Genomic DNA, 16,907 nt, shown 5'->3' on the forward strand with positions numbered 1-16,907 from the left:
ACTCAGCGCAACTGATCCCGAAACTGCCCCGGCGTCATCCCGGTCCAGCGCTTGAACGCGCGGCTGAAGCTGCTGGTGTCGGCGAATCCCAGCAGATAGCTGACTTCACTCAAGGAACACTGCGGGTCACGCAGGTGCAGCAGCGCGAGGTTTTCGCGGCTTTCGTTGAGCAGGGTGTCGAAGCGACAGCCCTCATCCGCCAGATGCCGCTGCAGGCTGCGCAGGCTCAGGTGCAAGGCCTGGGCGATGCGCTCGGCGCTCGGTTCGCCTTCGGGCAGTTGTTCTTCAATGGCATCGCGCACCTTGCGCTCCCAGGTCAGCGGTTTGAGCTGGGCGAGGGTGCGTTTGAGTACGGCTTCGTTGTGCTCGGCCAGTTCCGGGTTGGCGTCGTCGAGGTGGCTGTCGAAGTCGCCGAGGGCGAATTCCAGGCGGTCTTCGGCGGCGGAAAAATACACCGGCGCGCGGAAGACTTTGTGCCATTGCTGGGCATCGCTCGGTTCGGGGCGGCGCAAGTACACCGCCAGCGGTGCGTAGTCACGGCCGAGGCGATTGCGGCAGGTGCGCACGTAGATCGCCGTAAATGCGTCGATGGCTTCGAAGGCCGGCGCCGGGTTGCCGGGCGGAATTTTCAGGCGAAATTGATAACGGTCATTGCTACGGCTCAGCTCCAGCTCCAGCGCATCGCTGACCACCGGATGATAACGCACGATGCGTTCGAACACTTCGCGCAAGCTGCCGCTCGCCACCAGTGCATAACCAAGCGCGTGGAACGTGGTCGGGCTGACGAAACGCGACACGCGCAAGCCCAGCGCCGGGTCGCCGCTGGCTTCAACGGCGAGCGCCCACAGGCGCGTGGTACCGGATAGCGGATAGCGCGCATTGGGGTCGTCCATCAGCGTAGGGTCGAGCCCGGCCTGTTGGCACAAGGCAAGGCTGTCCAGCCCGAGCGCGTCGAGTTGTTTGCGCAAGGCGCGGGTCCAGCTGGCGAGGGAGGTCGGTTCCTTCATGCTGATTGGCGCGTCCGGTCAACAGGTTGGCGTTCTTGGCTAGCGCGGATCGAACCCCGGCAAGGCACGATGCATTCATCTTAGACCCGAGGATGGAAGCATGGACGGTACTTCTGCAAGCCCTGAACGACTGAATGCGGCGCAGCGCTCGGCACATATTCGCCAAGTGGTGTTGGCCAAGGGTGCGCAATTGCGTGAGCGCTACCCGATGCTTCAGCATCAGGATGCCCTCGGTGCGGGGATTCTGGCGTTGGCGCTGGCCGGGATGATCGGCTCGGCGGCGCTGTACATCACTGGCCATATGGCCTGGTGGGTGTGCCTGCTGCTCAACGGGTTTTTCGCCTCGCTGACCCATGAGCTGGAACACGACCTGATCCACAGCATGTACTTCCGCAAGCAGCGCGTGCCGCACAACCTGATGATGGGCCTGGTCTGGCTGGCGCGACCGAGCACGATCAACCCGTGGATCCGTCGTCATCTGCACCTCAACCATCACAAGGTTTCCGGCACTGAAGCCGACATGGAAGAGCGCGCAATCACCAATGGCGAGCCGTGGGGGTTTGCCCGTCTGCTGATGGTTGGCGATAACGTCATGTCGGCGTTTATCCGCCTGCTCCGCGCCAGGACCTGGGCACACAAGTGGAGCATCGCCAAACGCGTGCTCAAGGTCTACGCACCGCTGGCGCTGCTGCATTGGGGCGCGTGGTATGTGTTTCTCGGCTTTCACGCGGCCAATGGCATTGCGCATTTGCTCGGCTCGCCCATCGAATGGTCGGCCACCACGCTGTCGGTGATGCAGGTGATCGATATCGCCGCCGTGGTGATCATTGGCCCCAACGTGCTGCGCACTTTCTGCCTGCACTTCATCAGCTCGAACATGCATTACTACGGCGACGTCGAACCGGGCAATGTGCTGCAGCAATGCCAGGTGCTGAACCCGTGGTGGCTGTGGCCGTTGCAAGCGTTCTGCTTCAACTTCGGCAGCAGTCACGGGATTCATCATTTCGTGGTCAAGGAGCCGTTTTACATTCGTCAGATGACCGTGCCGGTGGCGCACAAGGTGATGCGCGAGATGGGCGTGCGGTTCAATGATTTCGGCACGTTTGGCCGGGCGAACCGGTTTGTGCGCGGAGATGAGGAAGTGGTGTCCGGGGAGGCGGTGGAGGCCTGACAGATGCCCCTCACCCTAACCCTCTCCCAGGGGAGAGGGGACTGATCTAGCTGTTTATGCTGGATACATCGACCTGAAATTTCGAGCCGACCTCAGGTTGGAAAAGCATGAAGATCTGCTCCCTTTCCCCCTCCCCCTCAGGGAGAGGGCTGGGGGTGAGGGGGGCTTTTGATCTTGGTTCAATCCGGCTGAAACGGCGAAGCACTGAGGATCACCCCGGTCTCTTCTACATACCGCTGCCAATGCCCGATCAGGTCAGTGAGTTTCTGTGGCTGACTCAACGCCAGATCATGAATCTCCCCTGGATCATTCGCCAGATCATAAAGTTGCCAGGTCGCCGGCCCGACCGGCCCGGGGATCCACACCGCTTTCCACGAGCCCTGGCGAATCGCCCGGCGTCCGAACAATTCCCACCCTGTCACGGTGTGCTCGTCATGCACCTGCGCGGTCTCGCCGGACAGAAACCCCAGCCACGACTTGCCGCGCAGTGGCGCCACGGCTTTGCCTTTCCACTGTTTGCCCGGATGCCGCACGCCAGCCAGATCGAGAATGGTCGGGGTGATGTCCATCACCGTGCCGAAACCATGGCTGATCTGCCCTTTCAGCGGCAATTGTGGATAGTGCAGCAGCGCCGGCACGCGGATCCCGCCCTCGGTGGTGAAAGCCTTGAACAAGCGTGACGGCGCGGTTGCCACTTGCGCCCAGTTCGGCCCGTACCAGACGTAGGAATTGGCCCGGCCGATGTTGTCGAGGCTGTTGTCGTAATGCTGGTTGAGGTAGGTCATCAGCTCCGGGCCGAATTTGGGGAACGCTTCCAGCAGCGCGCCTTCGGCACCGTTGTCGGACATGAACAGGATGAAGGTGTTGTCGAGCTGGCCTTGCTGGCGCAGGTAATCGACGACCCGGCCGATGTTCCAGTCCATGCGCTCGACCATCGCCGCGTAGACCTCCATGGCTCGTGCGGAAATCTGCCTTTGTTCATCGCTCATCGCGTCCCACTGCGCGCTGAGCTGAATCAGCGGGTGCGGTTCGACGTCTGCCTCGATCAGACCCAGTGCCTTGAGTTTTTCCAGGCGTTCGAGGCGCAGCACTTCCGGTCCGGCATCATAGCGGCCACGGTATTTCTCGACGATCTCGGCCGGTGCCTGCAGCGGCCAGTGCGGCGCGGAGAAGGGCAGGTAAGCGAAGAACGGCCGGGTCTGATCGCGTTCCTTGAGGTACTGCAGCAGCTTGTCGCCGAAGGCATCGGAGGAATAGAAATCCTTCGGCAACTCGTCAACAAACTGATCGTCCTCGATGTACAGCGCCGGGGTGGATTTCAGCAGGCCCGGCGTTTGCTCATCGTAGGTCGGCTCGAAACCATAGTGGTTGGCAGCGCCCGGCAACAGTGAAAACGAGCGCTCGAAACCGCGCGCATGGGGCGCCAGTTCAGCCTTCAGACCCAAATGCCATTTGCCGCTCATCAAGGTTTGATAGCCGGCCTCGCGCAGCAGCTCGGGCAGGGCGACGACGCGGTCATTCAGGTAGCCTTCGTAGCCAGGTTTGCCGATCAGTTCCGGGGTCAACGCTTCGGCCATGGTGCCGATGCCGGCGATGTGGTGATCGGTGCCGGTCAGCAGCATCGAGCGCGTCGGCGAGCAGGTCGGTGCGGTGTGGAAATCGGTCAGGCGCAGGCCGTTCTCGGCCAGCGCATCGAGGTTCGGCGTAGCGATTTCGCCGCCGAACGCACCGATGTCGGAAAAGCCTAGGTCGTCGGCCAGAATCACTAGAAAGTTGGGACGTTGCGGCATCGCGAAACTCCTGTTCAGCAGGCAATGAACGTCAGCGGCAGATCGCGGATCTGCACCGGTGCGCTCGGTTGGTAATGGTCATCACTGGTTAGCTCGTGCAGCAGTTCTTCGCGCAGCTGATGAAAGTCGTAACTGCTGCGCTGGCGCGGGTGCGGCAGGGCGATGTCGACCACTTGCTTGATCCGCCCCGGACGCGGCTCCATCACCACCACGCGATCGGCCAGAAAAATCGCTTCCTCGACATCGTGGGTCACCAGAATCGTGGTGATCTTTGCTCGTTCGCGGATTGCCAGCAGTTCGTCCTGCATTTGCTGGCGGGTCAGTGCGTCGAGGGCGCCGAAGGGTTCGTCGAGCAACAGGATTCGCGGGCTGGCGACGAGACCGCGAGCAATCGCCACGCGCTGCGCCATGCCGCCGGAGAGTTGATGCGGATAGGCCGCGGTGAAATCGCTGAGGCCGACCAGCTCGATAAAGTCTTTGATGCGTTGTTGTTTCTGCGCTCCGCTCAGCGGTTCATTGACCAGACCGAGGCCGATGTTGTCGGCGACCGTCAGCCACGGAAACAGACGATGTTCCTGAAAGACGATACCGCGCTCGCCGCCGATGCCGCTGACGGCCTTGCCATCGACACTGATCTGTCCGCGAAACTCGGTGTCGAGGCCGACCAGCAAACGCAGCAAAGTGGATTTGCCGCAGCCGCTGGAGCCGACGATGGCGACGAATTCGCCCTCGGCAATGTCCAGGTTGAATTCGCGAATCGCCTCCAGTTCGAAACCGTTGACGGCGAAGGATTTGCCTACGTGGTTGAAGCTGACAATCGGTGCGTTCATGCGTGTCTCCAGCGGGTCGCGCGAATTTCCAGGCGTTGGCCGATCAGGTTGAGCAGGGCGCCGGTGAGGCCGACCAGCAGCATGCCGGCCATGATCAGATCCATGCGCAACAGCTGCTGCGCGCCGATCATCTGGCTGCCGATGCCGCCATTGGACGGCATGAAATATTCAGCGCCGATGGTGCCGAGCCAGGCGTAGATCAGGCTCAATCGCAGCCCTGCGAAAATCCCCGGCGCAGCGCCGGGCAGCACCAGTCGACGCAGGCGCTGGCCGAGCCTCAGGCGCAGCACTTGCGCGGCTTCGTTGAGTTGCGGCGAGAGATTGGCGACGCTGCGCTGGGTGGCGACGAACAGCGGGAAGAAGGCGGCGAGAGCGACGAACACCCACTTGGCCAGTTCGCCGAGACCGAACCACGCGGTGAGCAGTGGCACCCAGGCGAAAATCGCAATCTGCCGCAGTGCGGCGAGTGTCGGGCCGAGCAGGCGTTCGCTGAAACGCGACAGGCCGAGGAGCAAGCCCAGGGCGAAGCCGAGGCCGCCACCGATCAGCAAGCCGCCCAGGGTGCGGCTCAGGCTCAGCGCCATGCCGTTGACCAGCGTGCCGTCGAGCAGTCCGTCCCATGTCGTGCTCAGCACAGCCGCAGGGCTGATCAGAATATTCGCGTCGACCCACTGCTGATCATTGGCCGTTTGCCAAAGCGCCAACAAGCCCAGCGGCAACAGCCACGGTTGCAGGCGTTGCCAGCCCTGATAGCGCGGGCCGCGAGTGATTTGCGCGGTGGCCGGGTGCGGCCAGTGCACCAGTCTGCGGTCGAGCAGGCCGATGCCGCGATCCATGGCCACACCGATCAGACCGATGACCACGATGCACACGAACACGATGTCGAGCATGAACAGCTGCCGCGCCCAGACCATCAGATAGCCGATGCCTTCACTGGAGGCCAGCAGCTCGACCGCCAGCAACGAGGTCCAGCCGGCGGCGAGTGCCAGGCGCACGCCAGCCATGAACGCCGGCAGCGCAGCGGGAAGCACCAGACGACGAATCAGCAGACGCGGCGGCAGGCGCAACACGGCGGCGGCTTCGCGCAGTTTCGGTTGCGCATCGCGCACGCCAACCAGTGTGTGCAAGGTCACCGGCACCACAATGGCCTTGATCAGCACCACCAGTTTCAGCACTTCGCCGATGCCGAAGAACACCATGAACAGCGGAATCCACGCCAGCGTCGGCACCTGCGCCAATCCAGCGAATGTCGGAAAAACCAGGCGCTCCAGACGTCGACTGAAGCCCAGTGCGGCGCCAAGCACCGCGCCGGTCGAAACGCCTGCCAACAAGCCCCAGAACAACCGTTGCAGGCTGATCCACAAATGACTCCACAACTCGCCTTGGGCCAGTTCCACAGCGCTGCTCCACACCAGCGATGGCGCCGGCAGGATCTGCTCGCTCATCCACTGATTGCGCGCGGCCAGCCACCACAGGACGAACAGGCTGACGGGCAACAGCCAGGGCAACAGGCGTTGATTCAGGCTCGGCCAGGTGCGACGGCTTTTCAGCGGCGGCGCGGCCAGCGGCAGGCTGAGCAGAGATTGACGGGCCATGGGTGACCTCCGTTGTCGGGTTGCATGGCGAACCGCTTTTCATGTGGGAGCGAGCCTGCTCGCGAATGGCTGTTTCAGGCAGCACTGATGTCGGCTGGTATGGCCTATTCGCGAGCAGGCTCGCTCCCACACTGGGTTTCGTCATATATGAAACTGATCTAACAAAGTTGCGTTCGATGCTATCGGGAGATAAGCGAATCCATTTAAGGCTTGCCTACTTACGCGCATCCAATGCATTCGAAGAATATTTTCGATGCTGTTAATGCATATCGCGCTGCACGCCGCACAACCACTTGCTTAGCTCATAAAGATATAAAAATGTGAATTTTTAGTATTTAAGCGAATGTAGCCAGTCAGCCTACTTTCGGCTCCTCAGCGATCAAGGAGCCGCACCCATGAACCTTCCCTTCAAACGAATCCTCAGCCTGTTTGCCGTCCCCGCGCTTGCAGGCTTTCTTGCGCTTGGCGCCCAAGCCGAAGAACTCAAGGAAATCCGCATCGCGGTGCCCGACCTCAGCGCCGGCACTCAACACAGCGGCGGCGGCATCGTCGATGTGCTGCGCGATCAGCAGATCTTCGAAAAGGCCTTCGCCGAGCAGGGCATCAAGATCCAGTGGAGTTTCTTCAAGGGCGCCGGGCCGGTGATCAATGAGGCGTTTGCCAATGGGCAGGTCGATCTGGCCTATCTCGGTGATCTGGCCGCGATCATCGGCAAGTCCAACGGTCTGGACACGCGCCTGCTCAGCGCGACGGCGCGTGGGGTCAAGCAATACCTCGGCGTGGTGCCCGGCTCGGGGATCAAGACCTTGCAGGATCTCAAGGGCAAACGCGTGGCGATCTTTCGCGGGACGGCGACGCAGCTGTCGTTCGATGCGGCGCTGGCCAGTCAGGGCCTGAGCGAGAAGGATCTGAAGGTCATCAATCTGGATTTCAACGCGGCGGTTTCGGCACTCGCGGCCAAGCAGATCGATGCCTCGTGGGGCAGCTCCGCGCTGAGTGCCTTGCAAGCCAAAGGCCTGGCGGAATTGCCGCTCAACACCAAGGACCTTGGCGGCGCTGGCAGCGTGCAGGCGGTGCTGCTGGGTAATGGCAAGTTTGTCGACGCCCATCCTGAGGTCATTGCGAAACTGCTCAAGGCGCAGCAGCAAGCGGTCGAGTGGCTGACGCAGGACAGCAACAAGGACGCCTATGTGCAGCTGGTATCAGGGCTGGCCAGTTATCCGCCGGTGATTCTGGCTCAGGATCTGAAGGACCAGAATCTCAGTGAGATTTTCCCGTCGACACTGGATCCGGTGTTCTTGAGCGGCCTGCAAGACAAGGTCGACCTGGCGGCGCAGCAGAAGCTGATCCGCAAGCCGTTCAAGGTCAGTGATTGGGTGGCGCCTGAACTCTCAGCCGCCAAGCTTTAGATCTCCAGCGTCTTCGCTGCCCTCTTCGCGAGCAGGCTCGCTCCCACATTGGATGTGTACACAGGTCCTGTGTGGGAGCGAGCCTGCTCGCGAAAGGGTTTCAGACAGCGACGCTGACGTCCTGCCGATCCAACGCGATCAACGTCTCGATCATTGCCCTCGCTGCTGGTGATAGTCGAAACCCGGTGCGGCTGACGATGCCGCAGCGCGCGTTCATCGTTTCGAGGTTCTGCGGCAGGTTGCGCCAGTGCAGCAGCACCAGCGAGCCCTTGGCGACATCCTCGGCAAACGCCTCCTCGGTACCGACACCTATCGCATTGGATTGCAGCACCACTTTGACCAGTGCCGGAAAGTGCTCGGTCTCGATGGTCGGCGAGAAATCGATGCGCCCGCTCAGGTTCGCCAGCAGCTTGCGAATGCCCGGCGGGATCAGTGTGGCGGCCAGCGGGTAGTCGAACATGTCGTTGGTCGACAGGCTTTCCTTGGCCAGCAACGGATGCCCCGGCCGGCAGAAAAACACGCCGCGCTTGGGCGTCAGCGGTTGCGTCTGGAAATTCGGGTCGGACTCGAAATGGCGGATGTCGGCGATGAAGAATTCGATCTCTTCGCGGCTCAGCGCACGGCTGAGTTTTTCCCAGTTATCCACTTGAAAACAGGTGCGCACTTTCGGGTGCGCATTGATGAACTGCGCCACCGCATCCGGCACCAGTTTCACTGCCGGCGCCGGGCCGCAGCCGAAGTGCACTTCGCCAGCGTCGAGCTTGGTCATCTGCGTCACTTCGGCGCTGAGCAAAGCTGCGCCCTGCACCAGGCTCAGGGCGTGTTGCAGCACCACCTGGCCTTCGGGCGTAGGGCGCAGATCCTTGTTGCCGCGATCGACCAGCACGCAACCGAATTCCTGCTCCAGCCCCTGAATGCTGCGGCTGAACGCCGGTTGAGTGATGCCCATGGCTTCTGCCGCACGGACAAAACTGCGGTGTTCGTTAAGGGCGATGAAGTAGCGCAACTGGCGAAGATCCATATGCTTTTCCGGCATCCTAAAAATAGCTCGAAGGCATTTGCGACGAGGGTTGCTTGAGGTTTTAAATGCAAGCTCTTATTCCGTCAACGAAGCATGTGATTATCTATTAGATGTAAATGGAATATAGATAGAGCGTTGTTTCGCTGCCGTCAAAACCGCAAGCCGTCGATGAGGGTCTTCCCATGAGCAATGCCGCACTCGCTGTAAAACCCGTTTCTCACGCGCTGGAAATTCACCCGGTGGCCGGTCGTATCGGTGCCGAAATCCGCGGCGTTCACCTGTCCGGTGAGCTGGACGCCGCCACTGTCGAAGCCATCCAGCAAGCCTTGGTCGAATACAAAGTGCTGTTCTTCCGCGAGCAGACGCAACTCGACGATCAGCGTCAGGAAGCCTTTGCCCATCTGCTTGGCGAACCGGTGGCGCACCCGACCGTGCCGGTGCGTGAAGGCACTCGCTACCTTCTGGAGCTGGACGGCGCCGAGGGCCAGCGCGCCAATTCCTGGCACACCGACGTGACCTTCGTTGATGCCTATCCGAAAGCATCGATCCTGCGCTCGGTGGTTGCGCCGGCATTCGGCGGCGATACGCTGTGGGCCAACACCGCGACCGCTTACAGCGGTTTGCCGAGCGAGCTGCGTGAGCTGGCCGACAAACTGACCGCTGTGCACAGCAACGAGTACGACTACGCCGGGGCGAAGCCGGACGTCTCGGCAGAGAAGCTGGAGCGCTATCGCAAAGTCTTCACCTCGACCGTCTACGAAACCGAGCACCCGGTGGTGCGCGTGCACCCGATCAGCGGCGAGAAGAGCTTGCTGCTGGGGCATTTCGTCAAACGCATCAAAGGTTATTCACAGGCCGATTCGGCGCACCTGTTCGGCTTGCTGCAGAGCCATGTGATCCGCCAGGAAAACACCGTGCGCTGGCGCTGGCAGGCTGGAGATGTGGCGATCTGGGACAACCGCTCGACGCAGCATTACGCGATTGATGATTACGGCACCCAGGATCGCGTGGTGCGCCGGGTGACGCTCAAGGGCGAGGTGCCGGTGGGGGTGAATGGGCAGCGCAGCCAGACCATCAAAGGTCGTGATTGAAGATCAAGAGCCCCTCACCCCAGCCCTCTCCCAGAGGGAGAGGGAGCCGACCGAGTTATCTCGCGTTATGCATCGACCTGAAAGACCTTATCGATTATGGATTCGGTGAAGCTGGATCAGGTCGGTGCACCTCTGAAATATCCCCCATTCAGTCCCCTCTCCCTCCGGGAGAGGGTTAGGGTGAGGGGCTCTTCCCGCTACCAAACACCAATCTGAACAACCTTCTCGGTTTCCGGTTCGCCATAACGAAACCGCTGCCCGCGCAAATCGATCTCCGGATGGCTGATCGTCGTCCGCCGCTTCAACCCCCTCATCCACTCAAACAGATATCCGGCATGCTCCTCGCGCACCGCCGCGTATGCCGGGTCCTCACCCAGATCATTCAGCTCCTGCGGATCATTCAACAGATCAAACAGCTGCGGTCTAAACCCGTCGTACGCCAGGTATTTCCAGCGCTCGCTGCGCACCATGGTCATGCGGCAACGGTCGATCGGCTGGCCGAGACGTTCCCGCGCCGGGGCCTGGAAGGCGTAGTCGTATTCGCTGATTGCATAGCGGCGCCAATCGGGATTTTCCCCGTGCAGCAACGGGATCAATGAACGCCCTTCAAGCCGATGCTCTGCTGCCGGCAATCCCAGTGCTTGAAGAAATGTCGGCAGCGCATCGATGGTTTCTGCCAAGCGCTCATCGACAGTGCCGCGAGTGACATCCGCCGCCCCCCGAGGATCGCGCACGATCAACGGCACACCCACCGCCTGCTCCAGCAAAAACTCCTTCTCGCCGAGCCAATGATCGCCGAGGAAATCGCCGTGATCGCTGGTGAACACGATCAACGTGTCATCCCAGCGCCCGTTGCTCTGTAGAAAATCGAACAGTCTCCCCAACTGATCATCCACTTGCTTGATCAGGCCCATGTAGGTGGGGATTACATTCAATCGTACTGAATCGCGGGAGAAGTTGCGGCTTTCCTCATGTTGGCGAAAGGCAGTGTATACGGGGTGTTTGCTGGCTTCGGAGAGCGTCGCGCGGATCGGTTGCAGAATCGATTTCGTACTGTACAAGGCGTGGTATGGCGACGGTACGATATATGGCCAATGTGGTTTGATGTACGAGAGGTGTAAACACCAGGATTTCTCGCCTTGCTCAGCGATGAAGTCGATGGCCCGAGTTGTAGTGTAGACAGTCTCTGAGTGTTGCTCGGGAATTCGTGCTGGCAAATTCGCATGACGCATTTTCCAGCCGCTGAGGATTTCACCGTTCTCGCCTTCGGCGGCATTCGCCCAGTCGTGCCAGGGATTCTTGCCATCGAAGCCCTGCGCGCGCAGGTATTGGGTATAGGGCGCGGATTCGCGCTTGTCGTCGAATGACGGATCGTCGGGGTAGATGCCGTCGTGGCGCAGGTACGGTTCGAAGCCGACCTCATTGAGCAACTCGGCTTGCGCGCTTTGCGGGTTGATCGCCAGCCGCTGCAAGGCGTCGACATTGGCCGTCGCATGGGTCTTGCCGACCAGCGCGGTGCGGATGCCGTGAGGTCGCAGGTAATCGCCGATCGTCAATTCATCCAGCGGCAACGGCACCGAGTTCCAGGCCACTTGATGACTGCTGACATAGCGCCCGGTGTAGGCCGACATCCGCGACGGGCCGCAGATCGTGCCTTGGGTGTAGGCACGGCTGAAACGAACGCCTTCGGCAGCGAGGCGATCGATGTTCGGTGTGTGCAGATGCGGGTGGCCGTAGCAGGACAGGTAATCGCGGCGCAGTTGATCGCACATGATGTACAGCACGTTGCGCACGGGGTTGGATGGGGTGGGCATGGAGTTCACCGGTCAGTGGGACAGGTGAGGGTTTTCGCTGTCGGTGGGGGTTTTCGGCAAGTGCATTTGGGGAATGGTTTTTATGCAGCGATTGCATCAGCCTCTTCGCGAGCAGGCTCGCTCCCACATTTGAAATGCGTATTCCTGTGGGAGCGAGCCTGCTCGCGAAGGGGCCAGCTCAGACCGCGAAATTCTCCAGCGAACACACCTCCTCATCCTCCGCATCAATCGCCTTGATCTGTTCGATCATCGCCTCGGCCAGTGGCGACAACCGATACCCCGCGCGGCTGACAATCCCATAGCGGGTGTACAGCTCCTCCAGATCATCCGCCAGGCCTTCGATCTTCAAACAGACCAGCTCACCCTTGGCCAGATGCAGCGCATCGGAATACGCGCCGACAATTCCGATCGCCTCCGAACGCAGCACCACGCTCAACAGCGTCGAACCGTTTTCGCATTCCACATTCGGGGTGAAATCAGGGCGGCCGCTGAGGTCGACGATGACCTTGCGCAGGTTCGGCGGGCGAATGCTTACGGCCAGTGGATAACTCAGCAACTGCTCGGCGGTGATGCGTTCGAACGCCGTCAGCGGATGCCCGGCGCGGCAGCAGAAATGCCATTTGCGCGCCCGCAGGCGGTGGGTCTGGTAATCCGGGTCGGCCTCGAATTGTCGGGTATCGGCGACGAAAAATTCGAACTCTTCGCTGAGCAGGCGTTTGCTCAGGCTCTGCCAGTCATCGACCAGAAACTGTACGCGCGCCTTCGGGTAGCGGCCGATGAATGCGCCGATCGCGCGCGGGATCAATCCGGCGGCTGGCGCCGGCCCGCAACCAAAGCGCAATTCCCCGGCCTCGAGGCCATTGAACTGGCTGATCTCATTGGCCATCTGCTGCGCACCGCTGACCAGTCGCCGCGCATGTTCGAGCAGCACATGGCCCTGTTTGGTCGGCGGCAATTCCTTGCGCCCACGGTCGACCAACTGGCAGCCGACGCTGTGTTCCAGTGCTTGGATGCTGCGGCTGAATGCCGACTGCGACAGGTTCACCGCCTGCGCGCCAGCGACAAAGCTGCGTTGCTCAACCAGAGCGATGAAGTGACGCAATTGGCGCAAGTCGATATGCATTTTTCACATAAAAAATATCCGGGAAATGCATTGGATATGCATTAGGTCGACTCCTTATAAAGGCAATCTCTTATGCAGTAAATATTTGTAAATCCATAAATAAATAACTGAAAAGAATATGCAGCACTGAAGATGTCTGTGTGTTTTTTGACCAGGAGCCGCGCCATGAGTCCGTTGAATCTCGCGTTACCCCCATCTCCCCGACGGCTCAAACGCCTGCCTTTGGCGCTGTTGCTGGCAGGCAGCGCCAGCTGGACTCACGGCTATGCCGCCGAAGCCGAAACCCCTCCGCCCGTCCCCGCAGACACAGCGGCGGCCAACGGTTCGCAGCTGGAAACCGTGACCGTCACCACGCGCCGCCGCGAAGAAAGTTCGCAAGACGTGCCGACGCCAATGAGCGTGGTCAGCGGGCAGAATCTGGAGACGCAACGGGTTTACCGGATTCAGGATTTGCAGCAACTGGTGCCCAGCGTCAACGTCGCTTACATGCATGCGCGGCAGTCCAGCGTGTCGATCCGTGGCCTCGGTAACAACCCGGCCAGTGATGGCCTGGAAGGCAGCGTTGGCCTGTACATCGACAACGTTTATCTGGGCCGTCCGGGTATGGCAGTGTTCGACTTGATGGATATCGAGCAGCTTGAGGTCTTGCGCGGGCCGCAGGGCACGCTGTTCGGCAAGAACACCACCGCCGGGGTCATCAATATCAGCACCCGCGCGCCCAGTTTCACGCCTGAGCGCAGCATCGAAACATCGGTCGGCGAGGACGGTTATTTCCAGACCAAGGGCACGATTTCCGGGCCGCTCAACGATCAACTGGCCGGGCGCTTCTCGGCGTATCGCACGCGCAGTGACGGTGACATCAAGAACGAATATGACGGCCACGACCTCAACGGCGGCTCCCGCGAGGGCTTCCGCGCGCAGCTGTTGTTCAAGCCCAATGAAAATTTCAATCTGCGCTGGATCGGCGATTACAACGAAGAAGATTCCAGTGCCGGCACCCGCGTGCTGTACAACACCGGGCCGACCATCAACGGCGTCAATCTGTATGAATCGCGGGCCAGCGCGGCCGGGGCGACGCTGGTCAACGGCCGGCATCGCAAGGTCAATCTCGACAATGACCAGCACGTCACCGTGCATCAGGGCGGCACGTCGGTGGAAGCCAACTGGACGTTGCCGAGCGACTTCACCCTGACCTCGGTCAGTTCGTATCGTTTCTGGAATTTCACCCCGCGCAACGACGATGGCCTCAACGTGCCGGCCAGTTACAACGCCGGCGTGTCGGTGGAAGACAAACAGTATTCGCAGGAATTTCGCCTGGCCTCGCCCAAGGGTGAGTTCTTCGATTATGTGGTCGGCGCCTACTATTTCGGCTCGGATCTGGACAACAAATCCTTCGCCTATTACGGCCCGCAGGCCGACATCTGGAATGGCACACCGGCGGGCAGCCTGGCCAACGTCACCAGCATCGGCAACGGCCATATCCAGACCGACAGTTTCGCCCTGTTTGCCCAAGGCACCTGGCACCTGAGCGAGCGGCTGGATTTCACCGCCGGGGTGCGTGGCACCTACGAGGAGAAAAACGCCTCGGTCAGCCGCAACGCGCCGCTCGGTGGCGTGGCGGTGGCGGGTGCGGCAGCCAATGCGCGTCGCGGCCGTGCCGGCGTCTACGATTCCGGAGACTTGAATCAGTACAGCTCCAGCCCCTCGGGACTGCTCAACCTGAGCTATCGCATCACCGACGATGTGCTCGGTTACGCCACGCTGTCCCACGGCGAGAAATCCGGCGGGGTCAACCTTGCGGTCGGCTCCGCACCTACCGCTGGCGCCGACTCGTTATTGATCGGCACCGAGCGCGCCAACAACGCCGAACTCGGCTTCAAAAGCACCCTGTGGGATCGCCGCCTGCAACTCAACGCCAACGTGTTCTGGACCCAGGTCAACGCTTACCAGACCAACGCCTACGACGCCGCCAACCGCGTGCAATACCTGACCAACGCAGGCTCGGTGCGCTCGCGCGGCATCGAGTTCGAAAGCACCTTGGTGCCGCTGCGTGGCCTGACCCTGAATTTCAACGGCTCGTACAACGACGTCAGCTACCTCTCGTACAAGGATGCGCCGTGCCCGCCGGAAGTCAGCCAGGCCCCGGGTGCACCGGCCTCCTGCGACCTCAGCGGCCATCAAGTGGTCGGCGCGTCGAAATGGATCGGCAACGCCAACGGCGAATACAAATGGAATCTGGATAACGGCTTCGAACCCTACGTCACCGGCAGCTACGCGTTCCGCTCCAAAGCGGTGGGCACGGTCGAGGATTCCGATTACGGGCAGATACCCAGTTACGCGGTGGTCAACCTTTCCACCGGCCTGCGCGGCGATTTCAATCAGGGCCAGTGGGATGTCTCGCTGTGGCTGAAAAACGCCTTCGACAAAACCTACTACACGACTCTGTGGACCGGCGGCAACGGCGGCTATGAAGGCCTGCTCGGCACCCCGCGAACCCTCGGCGTTACCGGTCGCTACGACTTCTGATTTGCCTTTAAGGAGCTGCACCATGTTGCCCATCAAAAGCGCTTTACCCCTGCTGCTATCCGGCGCAGTCCTGAGCAGCGGTGCTTTCGCCGCGCCCAGTGTGTACCCGACTGGAGTCACCCGTTATGACCCAGACAAGGCGTTTAACCAGTACGTGATCTTCAGCGGTGCCGACAAACAGACGCACCTGATCGACATGAACGGCAACGAAGTGAAGACCTGGCCGCAGGCAGGTTTCCCGTCCGCAATCATCGACCCGCAACTGGTCGGCGGTAAACGCGGCCATGTGCTGCTGCAATTGAGTGACAAGGACCCCGGCAAGCTCGGCTCGGCGGGCAATGGCCTGGGCAACCAGAGCGTCGGCGAACTCGACTGGGACGGCAAAGTGGTTTGGCAGTGGGGCGACAAGGCTCCTGGTGGCGCGGCGCAGCAACATCACGATCAGCGGCGCTTGAGCAATGGCAACACCGTGGTGCTGGCGAACAAGGTGCACAAGGTCACAGGCTTCAAGGCGCCCGAAGTAATCGATGATGTGATCTACGAAGTCAGCCCCGACGGTGCAGTGAAATGGCAGTGGCTGGCCTCGGATCATCTGAGCGAATTCGGCTTCACTGCCGAGCAATTGAAACTGGTGCGCGCCAGTGACAATCCGGATTACCTGCACATCAACAACCTCAGTCTGGTCGGGCCGAACAAGTGGTTCGACGCCGGTGACAAGCGCTTCAGTCCGGACAATCTGTTGATCGATTCACGCAACGCCAACTTCATCGCCATCATCGACAAAAGCAGCGGCAGAGTGGTCTGGCGGCTGGGGCCGAATCTGCCGCTGATCAATCCGAAAACCGCGCAGAAACTGCCGCGTCCGGTCGATCAGTTCGTCGGCCAGCATGACGCGCACATCATCCCCGCCGGGCTGCCCGGCGCCGGCAATCTGCTGGTGTTCGATAACCAGGGCTCGGCGGGCTATCCAAACGTCACCCTTGGGTTGATATCCGGCTCGCGGGTGCTGGAAATCGACCCACAGAAAAACCAAATCGTCTGGCAGTACAGCGCGGCCAATACGAAGCAGCCGGGCTGGGCGTTCTATAGCTCGTTCATCAGCAGTGCGCGGCGGTTGCCCAACGGCAACACGTTGATCGACGAAGGCATGAACGGACGGTTTTTCCAGGTAACCGCCAGTGGTGAAAACGTTTGGGAATACGTCAGCCCGTATCTGGGCAAAGCGCCGGGCAGCGATGCAATCAGCAACTGGGTGTATCGAGCGCTGCCGGTGAGCTATGACTGGGTGCCTGCCGGTACACCGCGTTCAGAGACTGCAGTGATCGCGCCCGCTGTCGGCGTGCAGCAAACCAATGCCAGCCGTTGAAGGGCGCGGATGGATGCCGTGGACGAATACTTTTCATGCCGCAAAGGCATGCGATTTACGGCTCATCGCTGCAGCCCTTGTAGCGCGTGGCCTCGGTGAAAAAGGCCGATTTGTATATTCCATGCAGATCTATACATAACTTCAAAGATTACTTTCGGTGATAA

At 60.8% G+C, this 16,907-nt stretch carries 12 protein-coding genes; 5 read left to right on the forward strand and 7 right to left on the reverse strand.

The annotated features are described in order from the left end of the window. Window positions 1–2 precede the first annotated feature (2 nt). Window positions 3–1,007: an AraC family transcriptional regulator gene (locus ASG55_RS12440; RefSeq protein ID WP_056787006.1), complete on the reverse strand. Its 1,005-nt coding sequence runs from the start codon at window positions 1,005–1,007 to the stop codon at window positions 3–5. A gap of 100 nt (window positions 1,008–1,107) precedes the next feature. Between ASG55_RS12440 and ASG55_RS12445 the strand changes: the two genes are divergently transcribed. After that, entirely contained in the window at window positions 1,108–2,178 is a 1,071-nt protein-coding gene (locus tag ASG55_RS12445; protein WP_056787009.1) for a fatty acid desaturase, read from the forward strand. Between the two features lie 179 nt (window positions 2,179–2,357). On the opposite strand, the gene ASG55_RS12450 is transcribed toward ASG55_RS12445, so the two are convergent. Genes ASG55_RS12450 through ASG55_RS12460 form a run of 3 tightly spaced genes read right to left on the reverse strand, consistent with a single transcriptional unit; the run spans window position 2,358 to window position 6,393 of the window. Beyond that, complete coding sequence (locus tag ASG55_RS12450; RefSeq protein WP_056787013.1) at window positions 2,358–3,968, reverse strand: arylsulfatase; 1,611 nt, start codon at window positions 3,966–3,968, stop codon at window positions 2,358–2,360. A 14-nt stretch (window positions 3,969–3,982) separates the two neighbouring features. Further along, window positions 3,983–4,798 (reverse strand): ABC transporter ATP-binding protein, encoded by an 816-nt coding sequence (locus ASG55_RS12455; RefSeq protein ID WP_041477445.1) that lies wholly within the window; start codon window positions 4,796–4,798, stop codon window positions 3,983–3,985. Next, window positions 4,795–6,393 carry an ABC transporter permease gene (locus ASG55_RS12460; RefSeq protein ID WP_056787015.1) on the reverse strand — a complete coding sequence of 533 codons (1,599 nt, stop codon included), beginning with the start codon at window positions 6,391–6,393 and terminating at the stop codon, window positions 4,795–4,797. The genes ASG55_RS12455 and ASG55_RS12460 overlap by 4 nt, the downstream gene beginning before the upstream one ends. Window positions 6,394–6,788: 395 nt before the next feature. Here ASG55_RS12460 and ASG55_RS12465 point away from each other — a divergent pair, with 395 nt between their 5' ends. Next, on the forward strand, window positions 6,789–7,802 hold the full coding sequence (locus ASG55_RS12465; RefSeq protein WP_056787018.1) for an ABC transporter substrate-binding protein: 1,014 nt from the start codon (window positions 6,789–6,791) through the stop codon (window positions 7,800–7,802). Between the two features lie 100 nt (window positions 7,803–7,902). Here the strand turns inward: ASG55_RS12465 and ASG55_RS12470 are convergent, their stop codons facing one another. Next, entirely contained in the window at window positions 7,903–8,823 is a 921-nt protein-coding gene (locus ASG55_RS12470; protein WP_056787021.1) for a LysR family transcriptional regulator, read from the reverse strand. 182 nt (window positions 8,824–9,005) lie between these two features. Between ASG55_RS12470 and ASG55_RS12475 the strand changes: the two genes are divergently transcribed. Next, a complete protein-coding gene (locus ASG55_RS12475; RefSeq protein ID WP_056787022.1) occupies window positions 9,006–9,914 on the forward strand; it encodes a TauD/TfdA dioxygenase family protein in 909 nt (302 codons plus the stop codon). Window positions 9,915–10,111: 197 nt separating this feature from the next. On the opposite strand, the gene ASG55_RS12480 is transcribed toward ASG55_RS12475, so the two are convergent. Continuing rightward, complete coding sequence (locus ASG55_RS12480) at window positions 10,112–11,728, reverse strand: alkaline phosphatase family protein (RefSeq protein WP_056787025.1); 1,617 nt, start codon at window positions 11,726–11,728, stop codon at window positions 10,112–10,114. 178 nt (window positions 11,729–11,906) lie between these two features. Further along, a complete protein-coding gene (locus ASG55_RS12485) occupies window positions 11,907–12,851 on the reverse strand; it encodes a LysR family transcriptional regulator (protein WP_056787027.1) in 945 nt (314 codons plus the stop codon). 165 nt (window positions 12,852–13,016) lie between these two features. Here ASG55_RS12485 and ASG55_RS12490 point away from each other — a divergent pair, with 165 nt between their 5' ends. Both ASG55_RS12490 and ASG55_RS12495 read left to right on the forward strand, forming a co-directional pair. Then, a complete protein-coding gene (locus ASG55_RS12490) occupies window positions 13,017–15,377 on the forward strand; it encodes a TonB-dependent receptor (RefSeq protein WP_056787030.1) in 2,361 nt (786 codons plus the stop codon). A 22-nt stretch (window positions 15,378–15,399) separates the two neighbouring features. Continuing rightward, window positions 15,400–16,743, forward strand: coding sequence for an aryl-sulfate sulfotransferase (locus ASG55_RS12495; RefSeq protein ID WP_056787033.1), 1,344 nt, complete (start codon window positions 15,400–15,402; stop codon window positions 16,741–16,743). Window positions 16,744–16,907 lie beyond the last annotated feature (164 nt).

It is taken from the genome of Pseudomonas sp. Leaf434 (genome assembly GCF_001425545.1).
Taxonomy (GTDB): domain Bacteria; phylum Pseudomonadota; class Gammaproteobacteria; order Pseudomonadales; family Pseudomonadaceae; genus Aquipseudomonas; species Aquipseudomonas siliginis.

Excerpts from the sequence above, each read along its gene's own strand:
- ASG55_RS12460 (WP_056787015.1), bottom strand. The coding sequence starts at position 6,393 with ATGGCCCGTCAATCTCTGCTCAGCCTGCCGCTGGCCGCGCCGCCGCTG.
- ASG55_RS12485 (WP_056787027.1), bottom strand. The coding sequence starts at position 12,851 with ATGCATATCGACTTGCGCCAATTGCGTCACTTCATCGCTCTGGTTGAG.
- ASG55_RS12445 (WP_056787009.1), top strand. The coding sequence starts at position 1,108 with ATGGACGGTACTTCTGCAAGCCCTGAACGACTGAATGCGGCGCAGCGC.
- ASG55_RS12470 (WP_056787021.1), bottom strand. The coding sequence starts at position 8,823 with ATGGATCTTCGCCAGTTGCGCTACTTCATCGCCCTTAACGAACACCGC.
- ASG55_RS12490 (WP_056787030.1), top strand. The coding sequence starts at position 13,017 with ATGAGTCCGTTGAATCTCGCGTTACCCCCATCTCCCCGACGGCTCAAA.
- ASG55_RS12450 (WP_056787013.1), bottom strand. The coding sequence starts at position 3,968 with ATGCCGCAACGTCCCAACTTTCTAGTGATTCTGGCCGACGACCTAGGC.
- ASG55_RS12495 (WP_056787033.1), top strand. The coding sequence starts at position 15,400 with ATGTTGCCCATCAAAAGCGCTTTACCCCTGCTGCTATCCGGCGCAGTC.
- ASG55_RS12465 (WP_056787018.1), top strand. The coding sequence starts at position 6,789 with ATGAACCTTCCCTTCAAACGAATCCTCAGCCTGTTTGCCGTCCCCGCG.
- ASG55_RS12440 (WP_056787006.1), bottom strand. The coding sequence starts at position 1,007 with ATGAAGGAACCGACCTCCCTCGCCAGCTGGACCCGCGCCTTGCGCAAA.
- ASG55_RS12455 (WP_041477445.1), bottom strand. The coding sequence starts at position 4,798 with ATGAACGCACCGATTGTCAGCTTCAACCACGTAGGCAAATCCTTCGCC.
- ASG55_RS12480 (WP_056787025.1), bottom strand. The coding sequence starts at position 11,728 with ATGCCCACCCCATCCAACCCCGTGCGCAACGTGCTGTACATCATGTGC.
- ASG55_RS12475 (WP_056787022.1), top strand. The coding sequence starts at position 9,006 with ATGAGCAATGCCGCACTCGCTGTAAAACCCGTTTCTCACGCGCTGGAA.